The organism is Desulforamulus reducens MI-1 (assembly GCF_000016165.1).
GTDB classification, from domain to species: Bacteria; Bacillota; Desulfotomaculia; order Desulfotomaculales; family Desulfotomaculaceae; genus Desulfotomaculum; species Desulfotomaculum reducens.
In genome coordinates, this window is record NC_009253.1 from 1,870,051 (window position 1) to 1,885,996 (window position 15,946).

The 15,946-nt window shown below is 42.4% G+C and carries 14 protein-coding genes; 13 read left to right on the top strand and 1 reads right to left on the bottom strand.

Annotated features, from left to right (window positions below):
* Genes DRED_RS09175 through rpe form a run of 5 tightly spaced genes read left to right on the top strand, consistent with a single transcriptional unit; the run spans position 1 to position 6,219 of the window.
* Positions 1–1,326 (top strand): FtsW/RodA/SpoVE family cell cycle protein, encoded by a 1,326-nt coding sequence (locus tag DRED_RS09175; RefSeq protein ID WP_011878053.1) that lies wholly within the window; start codon positions 1–3, stop codon positions 1,324–1,326.
* Positions 1,310–2,740: a peptidoglycan D,D-transpeptidase FtsI family protein gene (locus tag DRED_RS09180; RefSeq protein ID WP_011878054.1), complete on the top strand. Its 1,431-nt coding sequence runs from the start codon at positions 1,310–1,312 to the stop codon at positions 2,738–2,740. The genes DRED_RS09175 and DRED_RS09180 overlap by 17 nt, the downstream gene beginning before the upstream one ends.
* A 43-nt stretch (positions 2,741–2,783) precedes the next feature.
* Positions 2,784–4,649 carry a Stk1 family PASTA domain-containing Ser/Thr kinase gene (pknB, locus tag DRED_RS09185; RefSeq protein WP_011878055.1) on the top strand — a complete coding sequence of 622 codons (1,866 nt, stop codon included), beginning with the start codon at positions 2,784–2,786 and terminating at the stop codon, positions 4,647–4,649.
* Between the two features lie 32 nt (positions 4,650–4,681).
* Complete coding sequence (gene rsgA, locus DRED_RS09190) at positions 4,682–5,560, top strand: ribosome small subunit-dependent GTPase A (RefSeq protein WP_011878056.1); 879 nt, start codon at positions 4,682–4,684, stop codon at positions 5,558–5,560.
* A 2-nt stretch (positions 5,561–5,562) separates the two neighbouring features.
* Positions 5,563–6,219, top strand: coding sequence for a ribulose-phosphate 3-epimerase (gene rpe / locus DRED_RS09195; RefSeq protein ID WP_011878057.1), 657 nt, complete (start codon positions 5,563–5,565; stop codon positions 6,217–6,219).
* Positions 6,220–6,389: 170 nt separating this feature from the next.
* Here rpe and DRED_RS09200 read toward each other — a convergent pair whose 3' ends face one another.
* On the bottom strand, positions 6,390–6,629 hold the full coding sequence (locus DRED_RS09200) for a hypothetical protein (protein WP_011878058.1): 240 nt from the start codon (positions 6,627–6,629) through the stop codon (positions 6,390–6,392).
* Positions 6,630–6,792: 163 nt separating this feature from the next.
* On the opposite strand from DRED_RS09200, the gene DRED_RS09205 reads away from it, so the two are divergent.
* The 8 genes from DRED_RS09205 (at position 6,793) to DRED_RS09240 (ending at position 15,906) form a co-directional block, all read left to right on the top strand.
* A complete protein-coding gene (locus DRED_RS09205) occupies positions 6,793–7,434 on the top strand; it encodes an adenylate kinase (protein ID WP_011878059.1) in 642 nt (213 codons plus the stop codon).
* 281 nt (positions 7,435–7,715) lie between these two features.
* Positions 7,716–9,425, top strand: coding sequence for a sigma-54 interaction domain-containing protein (locus DRED_RS09210; RefSeq protein ID WP_238442488.1), 1,710 nt, complete (start codon positions 7,716–7,718; stop codon positions 9,423–9,425).
* A 79-nt stretch (positions 9,426–9,504) separates the two neighbouring features.
* Positions 9,505–10,695, top strand: coding sequence for an ABC transporter substrate-binding protein (locus tag DRED_RS09215; RefSeq protein ID WP_011878061.1), 1,191 nt, complete (start codon positions 9,505–9,507; stop codon positions 10,693–10,695).
* 83 nt (positions 10,696–10,778) lie between these two features.
* Positions 10,779–11,651 carry a branched-chain amino acid ABC transporter permease gene (locus DRED_RS09220; RefSeq protein WP_011878062.1) on the top strand — a complete coding sequence of 291 codons (873 nt, stop codon included), beginning with the start codon at positions 10,779–10,781 and terminating at the stop codon, positions 11,649–11,651.
* Between the two features lie 10 nt (positions 11,652–11,661).
* The gene (locus DRED_RS09225) at positions 11,662–12,564 is read left to right on the top strand and encodes a branched-chain amino acid ABC transporter permease (RefSeq protein ID WP_011878063.1); all 903 of its coding nucleotides are present in this window, start codon (positions 11,662–11,664) and stop codon (positions 12,562–12,564) included.
* A gap of 13 nt (positions 12,565–12,577) precedes the next feature.
* Complete coding sequence (locus DRED_RS09230; protein ID WP_011878064.1) at positions 12,578–13,348, top strand: ABC transporter ATP-binding protein; 771 nt, start codon at positions 12,578–12,580, stop codon at positions 13,346–13,348.
* 3 nt (positions 13,349–13,351) lie between these two features.
* Positions 13,352–14,059, top strand: a complete 708-nt coding sequence (locus DRED_RS09235; RefSeq protein ID WP_011878065.1) for an ABC transporter ATP-binding protein — start codon at positions 13,352–13,354, stop codon at positions 14,057–14,059.
* A 119-nt stretch (positions 14,060–14,178) separates the two neighbouring features.
* A complete protein-coding gene (locus DRED_RS09240) occupies positions 14,179–15,906 on the top strand; it encodes a sigma-54-dependent Fis family transcriptional regulator (RefSeq protein WP_011878066.1) in 1,728 nt (575 codons plus the stop codon).
* Positions 15,907–15,946 lie beyond the last annotated feature (40 nt).

Sequence of the window (15,946 nt, forward strand, 5' to 3'; positions counted from 1 at the left end):
TTGTTGGCTCATCTTCGTAAAGAAGAACGCAGCTTACTACAATATATTACTGCATTCCTGGCTGTGGGAATAATGATCCTATATCTTGGCAAGCCGGAGCTTACACAGATCTACGAGCTATCTCTAAGCAGCGGAACCAAGCTGCCCTTTTGGTGGTTTGTGGTATTTTTAAGCGTTGGCACCATGGCTGGATTTTACTTGGTCAGTATCTACTGGAAACTGTTGGGTTTTCGTTGCGACCCATTTCTCATGCCTTTAACGGCCGCCCTTACTTCCTTAGGGTTAATATTTTTATTTAGGCTACGTCCGCAATATGCAGAGCGGCAATTTGCCTGGTTGCTGATAGGTTTATTAGTTTTGGTTATAGTCACCACCGTACTGAGGAAAATGGATCGCTTGGCTGACTATAAGTACATTTATGTTGCTGTGGGTGTGATACTGTTAATTATTCCGATATTTTTCGGGCAAGAACAGTATGGCGCACGGAGTTGGTTAAATCTGGGGATCTTTCAAATTCAACCTTCAGAATTTGTTAAGATATTATTAGTTCTTTTCCTGGCAAGTTTTCTTGCAGAAAACCAAAGAATTCTTACCACTGGTAACAACCAATTATTTGGTATAAGCATACCGGGGATACGAGAAATTGGCCCTTTAGTGGGAATGTGGGGGATTTCCCTGCTGATCTTAGTGTTTCAAAGGGATCTAGGTACGGCATTAATCTATTTTTGTACCTTTCTAGCCATGATCTATGCCGCTACGGCCAGATTATTTTATGTGTTACTGGGATTGCTGATGTTTTTAATTGGGGGAACCTTTGCTTACCATATATTTAGCCATGTACAAGCCCGAGTTGATATTTGGCTAAATCCTTGGATATATATGGAGGGCAGTGGTTATCAAATAATTCAATCCTTGTTTGCTCTGGGGTCCGGAGGTCTCTTTGGCAGTGGGCTAGGGGAAGGATTACCCAACCTAATTCCGGCGGTTCATACTGACTTTATTTTTTCTGCCATTGTGGAAGAATTGGGTCTTCTGGGTGGCTGTGCTGTTCTGGTTTTGTATATGTGTTTTATATTTAGAGGTTTAATGATTGCCTTAGCGTGTAAAGATGATTTTTTCGCCTTAGTAACTGCTGGTCTTACAGTATTAATGGGGTTTCAGACCTTTATTATTATTGCGGGTGTTATCAAGCTATTACCAATGACTGGTGTAACATTACCCTTTATTAGTTACGGAGGCAGCTCATTAATTGCAAATTTTGTTATATTGGGTATAATTTTAAACATCTCCCATGAGGTAAATGGAGGAAATGATACAGAACATTAAAAAGCTAGGGTATTTCTTATTATTTACCTTTGTAACCTTAATTTTATATTTAACCTACTTGGTTATGGTTGAAGGAGATACCCTAGCCACGCATCCCCAAAATCGGAGAATTGCAGTAAAAGAAGCGGGCATTATCCGCGGCACCATTTATGACAGAGTTGGCACAAAATTAGCCGAAACCAAGTGGCTGGGTCAACGGGGTGAAAGAGTTTATTTAAAAGAAGGAAAAGACACCCCCTTTGCTCATATTACAGGCTATGTGTCAGATCGCTATGGTTCCTTTGGGCTGGAAGCTTCCTATAGCAAAGAACTTCTTGGCTTGACTGAGGCAGATGTCCTAGAAAATGTCCTTGATAAGATATTAAACCGCACACCCCAGGGCAACGATTTAGTACTGACGCTGGATGCAGTCCTTCAAAGGACGGCACTAAAGGCTTTGGCAGGGCGTCGTGGTGCTGTGGTGGCTCTGAACCCTAGGACCGGTGAAATACTTGCTTTGGCCAGTTCACCAACCTTTGATGCAAATAAAATTGATCAGCCCGGAGTATGGCAGCAATTGAATCAAGATGCCGAAAATGCACCCTTACTGAACCGGGCCACCCAGGGGGCCTATCCGCCAGGATCTGTGATCAAAGTTGTCACAGGTGCAGGAATTCTTTCACAAAATATCCTGCAACCCCAGGCAACCGTTCAGTGTCCAGGATATGCAGTTATAGACGGTCAAAGAATCAAGGATAATAAAGCCCATGGTAGTGTTGATTTTATTAAAGCCATTGCTCTGTCATGTAATGCCTATTTTGCTCTGGAAGGATCAAAGCTAGGTTGGGGAAAATTCGAGGAAGTGTTTAATCAGTTTGGCCTCAATGAAAAGCCGGAAATTGGCATACCTGTACGACCAGGAACCATCGCCCAAAAAGATCGAAGAAACCAGAGTCAACTGGCAGAGTCTGCCTTTGGACAGGGCGATACCTTGCTAAGTCCTTTGCATATGGCCTTGGCTTGTTCCGCTGTTGCTAACCGAGGAATTATTATGAAACCTTTTCTGGTAAAAGAAATTCGCAAGCCAGATGGCAGCCCGGTGAAGATCACTGAGAGTACCCCCTGGCTCACTGCCACAACCCCCCAAGTGGCTGAACAGATTGCACAGGGCATGACCGCTGCTGTCAATTGGGGCACGGCATCCTCGGCCTCCATAAGGGGCATAGAAGTGGCAGGAAAAACAGGTACCGCAGAAATCCAAAGTGCAACAGAAACCGCTGTATTACCCCATGCATGGTTTATTGGGTATGCACCGGCAAAGGATCCCCAAATAGCAGTGGCTGTCATTGTAGAAAAATCCGGGGCAGGTGGCAGGATTGCAGCCCCGGTAGCCAGAGAGGTTATGGCTGTTGCTCTTATGAGGGATGAACGATGAGGCTTGTCTGTAAGTCAGGTGGATTTAAGGAGTGAGACAGTAGATGATAGGCAAACTTCTGGGTAACCGTTATGAAATATTAGAACAATTAGGCGGCGGAGGCATGGCTCTGGTATGGAAAGGGAAGGATACCTTTTTAAACCGGCTGGTTACCATTAAAGTGTTGAGGCCAGAATATGCCAGTGATCAAGAGTTTGTTCGCCGCTTCCGTCGGGAAGCCCAGGCTGTGGCCAGCCTGTCCCACCCCAATATTGTAAGCATATACGATGTCGGACAAGAAAATGAAAGTCATTACTTGGTCATGGAGTATGTTGATGGGGAAAGTCTTAAGGAAATGATTCGCAGAGAAGCGCCCCTGGCCCCATTTAGAGTTATTCAACTGGGGCGGCAAATTGCCGATGCCCTAGAACATGCCCATGAAAATAGTATTATTCACCGAGATGTTAAGCCCCATAATATATTAATTACCAGAAGCGGACGGGCCAAGTTAACGGATTTTGGCATTGCCCAGGCCAGTGCTTCTACCATTACTCATACGGATACCATTGTTGGTTCAGTTCATTATATATCGCCGGAACAGGCCAAAGGGGAACCGGCTGGGCCAAAATCGGACATCTATGCCCTAGGTGTTGTTCTTTATGAAATGTTAACCGGACAGGTTCCTTACCAAGCCGATGGAGCAATTGGAGTGGCCCTAAAGCATATTCAAGAAGAGCCCCTTTCGTTAAGAGAAATAAACCCAAACGTTCCAGAGGACTTAGAAAAGGTCGTATTACGGGCCATGGATAAACGACAGGATAGAAGACATAAAAGTGCAAAGGCCTTAGGTGAAGACCTGGTTTCCATCAGTGATGAAACGAGGAATATGGTCCCCTATAATCATGAGGAAGAATATACTCGTGTTTTACCAAGTCCTGTCATTATAAAAAACGAAGCAAAGGCAAAATTCGCAGAAGAAAAACCTGTCAAGAAGAAGCAGATGAAACCAGCGGCTTGGGCCATGCTGGGCTTACTGGTTTTGTTACTTTTGGCCGGGTCTTACTTTGCTCTTAGCAGTTATTTAAATGTTGGGGAAGTCAAAATTCCTAAGGTAACAGGAATGAAAGTGGATAAAGCTGAGAAAGTCTTGAAGGATCTTGGACTCAGCGTAAATATTTCCAAAGTGTACCATGATACCATTGAAAAGGATTATGTCATATCCCAGGACCCAGAGGCTAATGAAGTTGTTAAAAAGGTGCGACCCGTTACCCTGGTGGTTAGCCGTGGCCAGGACTTAGTTGAGGTACCGGATGTCATTAGGCTTCCTTATGATGAGGCGCGACTAACCTTACTAAATTTACAGTTTCAAGTTGATACACCCGATAGTGTATACAGCAATAGTATTGAAAAGGACAGGGTGGCAGAGCAAAAACCAGAGGGAAAAACCAAGGCACCTCGGGGCAGCCACGTAAAGTTAAGTCTCAGTCAGGGGCCAGAGCCGAAAATGCAAAAGGTTCCTAATCTTTCTGGTCTTACACAGGAAGCTGCTAGGGCTCAGCTAGCCAGTCTTGGACTTGAAATGGACGAAAACATTGACCAAAGGGAAAGTGATGAATATCTAAGTGGTCAGATTGTTGGCCAAGAACCGGCCCCTGGGAGTGATCTGGCCGAGGGGAATAAGGTAAAGGTAACCATTAGTACTGGACCGGGACCTGTAGCAAAGCAAATGACAGTTACGATACATGTTCCGGATGACGGGAAAACCCACGAGGTTAGAATAGAGACTGAAGATGTGAGAGGAAGATACAATCAATATATCAGTACGCATCAACCGGGAGACGATGTGACTAGAAATATACGGTTCTATGGAAAAGGAAAAGTAAGGGTTTATATAGATAATGTTTTACAGGAAGAGGAACCTATCGAATAAAAGAAGGAACCAAACCAAGGGAGTGCAGGTATTTGTTTGAAGGGGTTTTAATAAGGGCCTACGGTGGTTTTTACTATGTAAAAAAGGGCGATGAAATCTGGGAATGCTCCCTAAGGGGGAAATTTCGGCTTGGCAAAAGCTCACCAGCCCTGGTGGGTGACCGTGTCATGGTAACGCCTGTCAGGCAGAATACAGGACGAATTGATGAAGTAATGCCAAGAAAGACAGAGCTGTTTCGACCAGCGGTTGCCAATATTGACCAAGCAGTGATTGTTTTTGCAGTGGAAAATCCCGAACCAAACATGACCCTTTTGGACCGCTTTCTTGTTCTTGCTGAGAATGCCGAAGTATTGCCGGTGGTATGTCTTAATAAAGGAGATCTCCTCACTTCTCGTAGAGATCATGAATGGCTCAAGCTATATAAAAGAATTGGCTATCCCACCATTATCACCAGCACTAAACTAGGTGAAGGCATTAACGAATTACGGCAGTTACTCATTGGTAAAACCACTGTATTTGCGGGTCCTTCGGGTGTAGGAAAATCCAGTTTACTAAATGCTATTCAACCGGGCTTGGAACTTAAAACAGGTGATATTAGCCATAAGCTAAAAAGAGGAAAACACACGACTCGTCACGTTGAATTACTCCCACTAAATAAAGGGGGCTATGTGGTGGATAGCCCTGGGTTTTCCAGCCTCGATCTACCACAGATGAACAAAGAAGATTTGGCATACTATTTCCCCGAATTTACTGGGTTTATTGCAGACTGTAAGTTTAATGGATGTCTGCATCATCGTGAACCCCAATGTGCAGTTAAGGATGCCTTAGATGCAGGTCTAATCAATAAAGAAAGATACCAAAACTATTTATTATTTTTGGAGGAAGTTCTTCAGCAAGAGAGGAGATACTAATAATGATTAAGATTGCACCCTCCATTTTGTCAGCGGATTTCGCTAACCTTGCTCAATCAGTTCAGGTAGTGGAACAAGCAGGAGCTGAATACTTACATATTGATGTGATGGATGGTCATTTTGTACCCAATATAACCATTGGTCCCTTGATTGTTAAAGCCTTAAGACCCAATAGCAATATGGTATTTGATGTACACTTAATGATTAATAATCCCGATGCATATGTTCCTGAATTTATAAAAGCAGGAGCAGACTTAGTTTGTGTCCACGCCGAAGCTTGCCCACATCTTCATCGGTCCCTTAGCCAAATAAAGGAGCTAGGCGCCAAGGTTGGTGTGGCCCTAAATCCGCATACACCGCTTAATGTGATTGAGTATGTACTACCTATGTTGGATTTGGTATTACTAATGACCGTAAACCCTGGTTTTGGTGGACAAAAATTTATTCCAGAAGTATTACCTAAAATCAAGATGTTGTCCAATATGATCCAGGAACGTGGTTTAGCCACGGAAATTGAAATTGATGGGGGAATCAATACAGAGACTGCTCCATTGGTTGCCCAGGCCGGAGCCAATGTTCTGGTAGCAGGTTCCGCCATTTTTGGTGCAACTAATCCTGCTCAGGCAGTTGCTGATATCCGAAAATCTGCAGGGGCTTAATACCATTGCTCCAAACAAAAGGAGGTGGAAAGAGATGGCTGTATGGAAATGTCAAAAATGCGGTGCCACCAAGGAAGATTATGTAAAGGATGAGGCAAAGTAATATATTTCACATGGCTGAAAAGATGGACCACGGTAGAAAAAACAAACTGCCGGAAACCCGGCAGTCTTTAATTTGTGTTTTTTTCAGTTTCATTTACCATTTCTGATACCAGACGGAGGGTAGATACTGTGTTGGTGAGAAGGATCTCATAAAGCATAATGGGTAAAACATCTTGCAGGGTAGCTCCCAACTCCCCGGATTGAACCTTCTTAGCAACAATATCACCTGCTCTGTTTAAACTGTTATTAACCAAAGTAATAATTTCTTCTTGGTGCTCTTGAACAAATTTGTCAACATCGACGGTCATCTATAAACACGCCTTTCCGAGTTTTAATTTATTATAACCTTAGAATTATAGTTTTCCAACATAAACATTTTTTGTATTAATTGTTAAACCATATTGACGGGTTTGTGATATAATATACAATATAATTATGGACGTGCCTATAAAAAAATCAGGAGGGATCGTTGTGAACTTATTAATTATGGGACCCCCCGGTGCCGGTAAAGGTACCCAAGCCGAAGTTTTAGTAAAGGAATTAAAAATTACACATATTTCTACCGGTGATATGTTCCGGGCTGCTATTAAAGAAGGTACCGAAATGGGTAAAAAAGCCAAGGAATATATGGATAAAGGCGCCTTGGTTCCGGATGAAGTAGTTATCGGTATGGTGAAGGATCGTCTTTCTCAGGCCGATTGCAAAGAAGGTTTCTTGCTGGATGGGTTCCCTCGTACCGTAGAACAAGCCTCTGCCCTGGATGCAACTTTACAGGACTTGGGTATTAAGCTAGATGCCGTAATCAATATTGAAGTACCCCTTGAAAAGTTAATGGCTCGTCTAACCGGACGTCGTGTTTGCAAAAATTGTGGTGCTTCATACCATGTTATCTTTAACCCTCCCCAAGCAGAAGGCAAGTGCAACTCCTGCAACGGAGAACTGTATCAACGCTCTGATGATAATGAAGAGTCTGTTGGAACACGTTTAAATGCATATATTGAAAAAACAAAGCCTTTAATTGACTACTATGAGGCTAAGGGTATCTTAAAAAATATTAATGGTGATCAAGAAATTTCTGCAGTTCTTAATGATATTTTAGTAGCAGTTAAATAATTAAGTTAAAAAACTCTCGCTTGGCGAGGGTTTTTAACTTAACTAAGATAGCCGTACTTTACCATAGACCCCACACTCCAAAAGTCCTTTTGGGGTGTTTTTTATTCCTTCATTCTGTCAAGTAGTTGTACATTTTTAGCCTCGGATTTATTAAAACATTCTATAAAATTGCAGGATTTTTTACTGACAGTGTTGAACTTATTTTAAACATTAAAATATAGAACCTGGATGTGATTTGGGCTATGGGGATACATCATAAATTCTATCCGAGAGCTATCGACATGTACAGTTTGCCTGTCCAGGAAATTGATGAAACAGTTTCTGTTTTGGAAGGACAGAGGTTACTGGAATCGGGTCTATTGGGTGGCTTATTATTACAAAAATCAGATCAATATTTTGTTATAATGCCATCGGATATCTTCTGTGCAGCGGAGACGGATAGTTTAAGCAAAAGAGCTTGGCGGCCGGCCTTGTTTATAACAGAAGATTGTACAATGACTGAATTGCTTAAACAGTGGGGAAAGGCTCCTACTGCAATACCGGTTGTCAATAATACATCCAATAAACCCATAGGGCTTTTGGAGCCATTATCTGTAGCTAATGAAATATATGCTGGGTTTGTCAAGTTGAGGTGCTTTTTTGAGACAGTATTAGATCAGGTAAATGAAAGTATATGTGGAATTGACAAATTGCACAGGGTTATGATCTGGAACCCCAAAGCAGAAGAGCTTTACAATGTTAAAGCTGAAAAAATCCTTTCCGGACGTATAGAAGATTTCTTTTCCAACTTGCGTATTAGTAACTGTATGCATGAGAAAAAAGAGGTTAGGGGTCTATATCACCAACCCTGCGAGGGTGCCCATGTATTAATTAACTCGGCACCTGTTTTTGACTCTGGGAAGGTTATTGGCGGCCTAGCAGTTGAAAAGGATATTACAGAAATTGTTCAATTAAATCAAGAGTTGAATAAAGCCAGTACTCAGGTCAAGCTTTTAGAACAGGAAATTAGAAAAATATCTGGGCAAGATTGTGCTTTTAATAAACTAATTGGACGCAGTGAGGCAATACAGAAGCTAATTGTGTTTGGCAAAAAGATTAGTGTCACCGAAGCGACAGTCCTTCTTCGGGGTGAGAGTGGTACAGGTAAAGAATTACTGGCCAGGGCCATTCACCAGAATAGTCCTCGTCATATGAATCCTTTTATTGTAGTCAATTGCGGAGCGATTCCCAATAACCTTTTCGAAAGTGAACTCTTTGGTTACGAAGGGGGCGCCTTTACCGGAGCTGATCGTAAAGGCAAACCGGGCATGTTTGAGCTGGCTAACGGAGGAACATTGTTTTTAGATGAAGTTGGCGAAATGCCCATAGAAATGCAAGCAAAACTACTTAGGGTATTGCAAGAGGGGACATTCTATCGGGTTGGTGGATCACAATCAGTCCATGTAAATGTAAGGGTTTTGGCTGCCACCCACCGTAATTTAGAGGATATGATCAATCGGCGCCAATTTAGAGAGGATTTGTATTATCGTCTTAATGTTGTTGCTTTGGAAATACCCCCACTAAGAGACCGTAGGGAGGACATACCAGAGCTGGTTCATTTATTTATGCAGGAATTCTGTCAAAAGTATGATAAAAATATTAAAAAGATTGAGCCTGCGGTTATGACAGCTTTCCTTGATTATACATGGCCAGGAAACGTCCGGGAGCTAAAAAATGCCGTTGAAAGATTGGTTGTTTTAACAGATGGAGACATCATTGATGAAGCAGCATTACCCGAAAACTTGAGAAGAAATACCTATATATCTTTGGTGACAAGTCCCGTCTCCCAGGGCAAATTAATGAATGTCGCAGTGGAAGCTGAGAAACAACTTATATTAAAAACCTTACAACAAGTAAGGGGAAACCGTTCAGAAGCAGCCAGAGTCCTTGGTATACCAAGGAGCACTTTATATTACAAGCTAAGACAACTGGGAATTCCCGCAAAGGGTTAAACAATACCTCATGGGTCGGGAGGTGAGATTTTTTTTAGATAATTAACAAGTTAAAAATATTGAACGGAGGACAATAGAGATGAAAAAAAATAAGTTATGGAAGGTTATGTCTCTGATGTTAGTTCTTTCTTTTCTCTTGGTCGGTTGCGGTGGAGAAGAGAAAAAGACCACCGAAGGAGATAAGGGATCTTCCAACGGCGAAAGCATTAAAATTGGATTTTTAGGAGCAAAAAACGGTAATCATGCTGCATTTGGCATTCCTACTTTGGAAGGTATGAAGATGGCAGCAGAGGATATTAATAAAGCCGGCGGGTTACTGGGCAAAAAGATTGAAATTATTGAAGAAGACCATGGCAGCAAAAATACCGAAGGTGCTAACGTAACTCAAAAGCTTATTACCCGTGATAAGGTTGTAGCCATTGTAGGTGATCCCACCACTGCCATTACAAAAATTGCTGCACCCATCGCACAAGAGAAAAAGGTTGTATTGCTTTCTGCTGGTGCTGTAGGAACCGGTGTTGTGGAAAATGGTGACTACATTTTCCGTGATACACTACTGGATGCCGTGGCGGCTCCTGCTGTTACCAAATATGTAAAAGAAAATCTTGGTTGGAAAAAAGTTGCTGTCATCACTTCGATGAATAATGACTATAGTGTTGGACTATCAAAATTATTCAGAGCCGCTTTAGTTGATAATGGTATTGAAATTGTAGCAGAACAAAGCATTCAAGACGGAGATCAGAACTTCAGTGCCCAGGTTACTGCCATTAAGGAGAAGAATCCTGACGGAATTGTTTTTACAGGCTATTACACTGAGGGTGGACTGTTTATGAAAGAAGTTCGTAAACAAGGCATGAAGACTGTTATGGTTGGCGGCGACGGTCTGTTGGGTGATGTTCTGATGAAGATGGGTGGAGAAGCTGTTGAGGGCAGCATGATTTATTGCGGCTTTGCAGCCGACGAGAACAAAGCAGGGGAGAAAACAAAGAAGTTTATTGAAGCTTATAAAACAGGAAATAATGGTACGCTGCCTGATATGTTTGCAGCCCAGGGCTACGATGCTGTCATGCTTATTGCAGATGCCATAAAAGCAGCTAATAGTGATGTACCAGAAAAATTCCGTGCAGAATTGGCCAAAACGAAGGATTGGACAGGTGTGTCGGGCATCATTACATTCCAAGAAAACCGCGAACCTATCAAAAGTCCGGTTTACCTTTTGGAAGTGAAAGGCGGAAAATTTACTGTAAAAGAAACAGTAGAAATAAAATAATTTTTATGACATAAAAGTTTGCAGCCATTGCTGTATTAGTAATGGCTGCAAATTGTTCATACCCCGCAGGAAGGAAGGGTTTTATGCTTGGACAGCAGCTACTTAATGGAATAACATTAGGTGCAACCTATGCGTTAATCGCCCTAGGTTACACGATGGTTTACGGTATTATTCAGTTGATTAACTTTGCCCATGGAGAAATCTATATGGTTGGTGCTTTTGTAGGGGTGTTAATGGTTACTGTTTTTCAACAGGGGTTAGCTGCTTCGTTGGTTGCTGCTATGCTTACCTGTATGGTTATCGGTGTATCCATTGAACGCATTGCTTATCGTCCCCTCCGCAGGTCCACTCGGTTAGCTCCGCTAATTTCTGCCATTGGAGTTTCTATTTTTCTACAGACATTAATGACAAAGCTCAAAGGTCCACAACCTGTAGGGTTTCCCCATGTAATTGAAGATGCCATTTATAAATTTGCTTCAATTGAAATCAGCAAGGTACAGATTATTATCTTAGTATTATCCAGCCTACTTATGGCAGGACTACATTTTATTGTGAAGTATGTTAAGATTGGTAAAGCCATGCGAGCTGCTTCGGAAGATTATGATACGGCAGCGTTAATGGGTATAAATGTCAACAGAGTTATCTCATTTACCTTTGCTATTGGATCAGCTCTGGCTGCAGCGGGTGGGGTACTGGTAGGGATTTATTTTAACTCTGTATCGCCGCTAATGGGAGTAACGGTAGGTTTAAAGGCCTTCTGTGCTGCTGTCTTAGGGGGGATCGGAAGTATACCAGGGGCCATGTTGGGAGGTTTGTTTTTAGGTGTGGCGGAGACCCTGGGCGTAGCCGGCGGTTTTGATTTATATAAAGACGCCATTGCCTTTACCCTGTTAATTGTAGTTTTACTTTTCCGGCCCACGGGGTTGCTAGGACGGCCAATTCAAAGGAAAGTGTAGGTAAATTGCCATGGATAGTATTTTTAGCATGTTTTTAAATGATTACTATATCCAGGTATTGACTATGCTGGGTATATATCTAATTGGTGCCCTAGGACTTAATTTAATAACTGGTGTAACTGGCCAACTATCCTTTGGACATGCAGCCTTTTTAAGTATTGGGGCCTATACCTCAGCAATCTTTAGTGTGAAATTAGGAATGTCCTTCCCTGTTGCTATCATTGCTGGTGGTCTTATGTCTGGTTTTTGGGGTATATTACTGGGTTACCCTACCCTTCGGTTAACTGGTGACTATTTAGGTATTGCCACCTTAGGCTTTGGCGAAATTGTACGAGTTGTTTTTCTTAACTTAAGTATCACTGGCGGCGCCCTGGGTATGGCAGGGATTCCCCGTAGCTCAAGTCTTACCGTGGTAATTTTAGTGGTTATTGTGACTGTCTGGGCTATGGTTCGATTAGAAAATTCTCGCTTTGGCCGATCGTTGTTAGCAATTCGGGAAGACGAAATTGCTGCCGAGGCCATGGGCGTTAACATTACCACTTCAAAGATTACTGCCTTTGCCATAGGTACCTTCATTGCCGGAGTTAGCGGAGGATTATATGCCCACCTGCTAACCTATCTAAATCCATCGGATTTCGGTTTTCTAAAATCCTTTGAATTTTTAACCTTCGTTGTTTTGGGTGGGTTGGGAAGCATTCCTGGCGTTATTCTGGGCACTAGTATTTTGACATTGGCACCTGAATTTCTACGTTTTATTGCTGACTATCGAATGATGGTTTATGGCTTACTGATGGTAGTAATGATGATTGTTCGCCCCAGAGGATTGCTGGGTGGTGTAAAAGTAAGCCGGATCTTAAATAAGAAATCTCTCCCAAAAAACAAAAACACATCTGCCACCGGCGGGGTCAACTAATGGAGGCGAAGCAATGTCAAAGGTAATTTTAGAATTAAACAGTGTGACCATCCGATTTGGCGGGCTTACTGCCGTTGACAATGTTAACATGAAAATAGAGCAGGGGACCATTCGGGCCCTTATCGGACCCAATGGAGCTGGAAAAAGTACAATATTCAATCTGATTACAGGCATCTATCCGCCATCCGCAGGGGAAATCTCTTTTTTAGGTGCTAGGATCAGTGATCTAAAGCCCCATGCTATTACAGAAATGGGTATCGCCAGAACCTTCCAAAACATACGTTTATTTGATGAAATGACGGTATTGGATAATGTCAAAATAGGTCAGCACTGTCGAACTAAAACCGGTTTTCTTGGATCCATAATAAGGGGACCCAGCGTAAAGGCGGAGGAAAAGGCCATTACGGAGGCTTCTATGGAGGCCCTAAAGTTAATGGAACTGGAACATAAAGCAGATGAATTGGCTATGAATTTACCCTATGGAGAACAGCGCCGACTAGAAATAGCTCGAGCACTGGCCACAAATCCAAAGCTTATTCTGCTTGATGAGCCTGCTGCTGGTATGAACCCACAGGAAAAAATGACACTTGTAGCTATGATACGAAAAATCCAAAGCAGGGGGCTAACTATTTTCTTGGTTGAGCACGATATGAAATTTGTTATGAATTTATCCGATCGCATCGCGGTTCTGGATTATGGCAGAAAAATTGCTGCGGGATCTCCGGCGGAAATTCAGCGGGACCCAGCGGTTATTGCTGCTTATTTGGGAAAGGAAGTGGTATAGCCCATGCTGCTAGAAGTTAATGACCTACATGTTTCCTATGGGGCTATTCGTGCACTGAAAGGTGTTTCTTGTCAAGTGGGCGAAGGTGAAATTGTAGCGTTAATTGGTGCCAATGGTGCGGGGAAAACTACAACCCTGCGCACCATTTCAGGTTTGATTCGGCCTCAGTCAGGTTCCATTACATATAAGGGAATTGCTATTACAAAAATGCCTCCTCATGAAATTGTTGGTCTGGGTCTGTGTCAAGTGCCGGAAGGAAGACGGGTTTTCACCAGAATGACAGTCATGGAAAATTTAGAGATGGGAGCGTATATACGAAAGGATAAGTCCAGCGTTAAAGAGGATATAAAAAAGGTATTTCAACGGTTTCCTCGTTTGGAAGAGCGCAAGGATCAATTATCGGGAACCCTTTCCGGTGGTGAACAACAGATGCTGGCAATGGGTCGAGCATTGATGTCTCGGCCTAATGTTTTGTTAATGGATGAACCTTCCATGGGATTAGCCCCTATGCTTGTTCAAGAAATATTTGCTATAATAAAAGAAATCAATGAAACTGGGACAACAATTCTGTTGGTTGAGCAAAATGCTCATATGGCGTTATCCATTGCCCATAGGGCCTATGTGCTGGAAACCGGGGAGGTTGTTCTGGTGGGTCCTGCCAAAGATTTAGCTAATAACCCAGAGGTTCAAAAGGCTTATTTGGGTGAATAAAACGGAAAACTAAAAGTAGGAAACTCTCCTACTTTTTAGCGTGTATACCACTGTATACAATATTATAAAAACAGGTAGAGTTATAAACTTTCTGATAGTGATATGACTGGGGTGATTAAATGCATAAAGGTTTTTTAACTGTAAAAGAGATGTTGTATAAGGATCTTCTATCGGTTACTCCAGAAGAAACCATAGGTAAAGTTAGGGAAAAGGGTGTTCCGAACCGTCCTGTTGTGCTGGCAATGGATGGTGATCGTTTAGTGGGAGTAATGCTTTGGAAGGATGTTATTAATCGTAAGCTCGAATCAGATGTGCTAGTGAACCAAGTGATGAGAAGGGATTTTTCTTCTCTGGATGAAGAAGACCTTGAGAGGGAAATCTTGGCCTTTTTACCGGAACTTCGCTACCATGCCCTTGTTTGCCGAAATAATCAGGGAGATATATTAGGGGTTCTATCCTATGATCAGGTATTTCATGATCTTGCTTTACGAGTTTGTGAAACCGAAGCAAGGATTAATGCGGTTGTGGAAACTGTAGACGAAGCTGTATGTATTGTTGATAATAATGATATGGTTACCAGCTGGAACAGCCGTGCTGAAGAACTATATGGAATAAAAGCACAGGATATCATTGGCAAACCGATTTGTAGCTTTTTTACCAACCTGGTGGTAACCAGAGTGAATAAAGAGTGGCAGGAAATACGATCTCTACACCATCAACCTGTACCGGGTACCCACGTTTTAATAAATGCTACTCCTGTACGATTAGGACCTAAAGTGATAGGTGGTGTAACCGCTGAAAGGGATGTTACTGAGATAGTACAACTGAATCAAAAATTAAACCAGGCCAGTTCTCAAGTGCAGCGTCTGGAAAAGGAAATTGATAAATTTTCTACCGACCGAAATCCCTTTGCTGCTGTCAAGGGTCACCATAAAAGATTGACAGAATTAATCAATGTTGCCAGAAAGGCAGCCTTAACCAGTGCTGTTGTGCTATTACGTGGGGAAAGCGGTACAGGCAAGGAATTGTTTGCTAAGGCAATTCATGAAGCAAGTCCCCGTATAGACAAAAAGTTTTGTGTTATCAATTGCGCCGCAATTCCCCCCAGTCTTTTTGAAAGTGAAATGTTCGGTTATGAGAGTGGTGCCTTCACAGGTGCCGATAAAAAAGGGAAAATAGGTGTGTTTGAAATGGCAGATGGCGGCACTTTGTTTCTAGATGAAATAAGTGAATTGCCGCTGGATATGCAAGTTAAGTTGCTCAGAGTTCTGCAAGATGGTGTATTCTTTAGAATTGGCGGTTCAACTCCCATAAAAGTAGATGTAAGAATTATAGCTGCCACCAACCGTTCCTTGGAGGATATGATGGCCCATGGAACCTTCCGGGAAGACCTTTATTACCGTTTGAATGTCGTATCCTTGGAAATCCCACCCTTGCGCGAGAGAAGAGAAGACATTCCGGAACTGGTATACTTATTCTTACAAGAATTCAGTCAACTTTATAATAAGCAGATTTCCAAATTGGAGCCAGGTGTCATGGCTACCTTCTTGGCTTACTCATGGCCCGGAAATATTAGGCAGCTAAAGAATATCATCGAACGAATGGTTATCCTAACAGAGGGTGACACAGTTCTTGAAAGTGCCATTCCTGAATCATTAAAGCTGAGTTCCAGACAGGACCAAGCCACTGCTACCATAGGGTTGGCCTCAGTCACTGAACAAACAGAACGGGAACTTATCATACGAACCCTAAAGCAGGTCAATGGCAATCGATCAGAAGCTGCCCGTATGCTGGGTATTCCTAGAAGTACACTATATTATAAAATGCATCAACTGGGAATTATGTAAGAGTCTTGTCTAGACATAACTGTCATAAAGACTGACACTT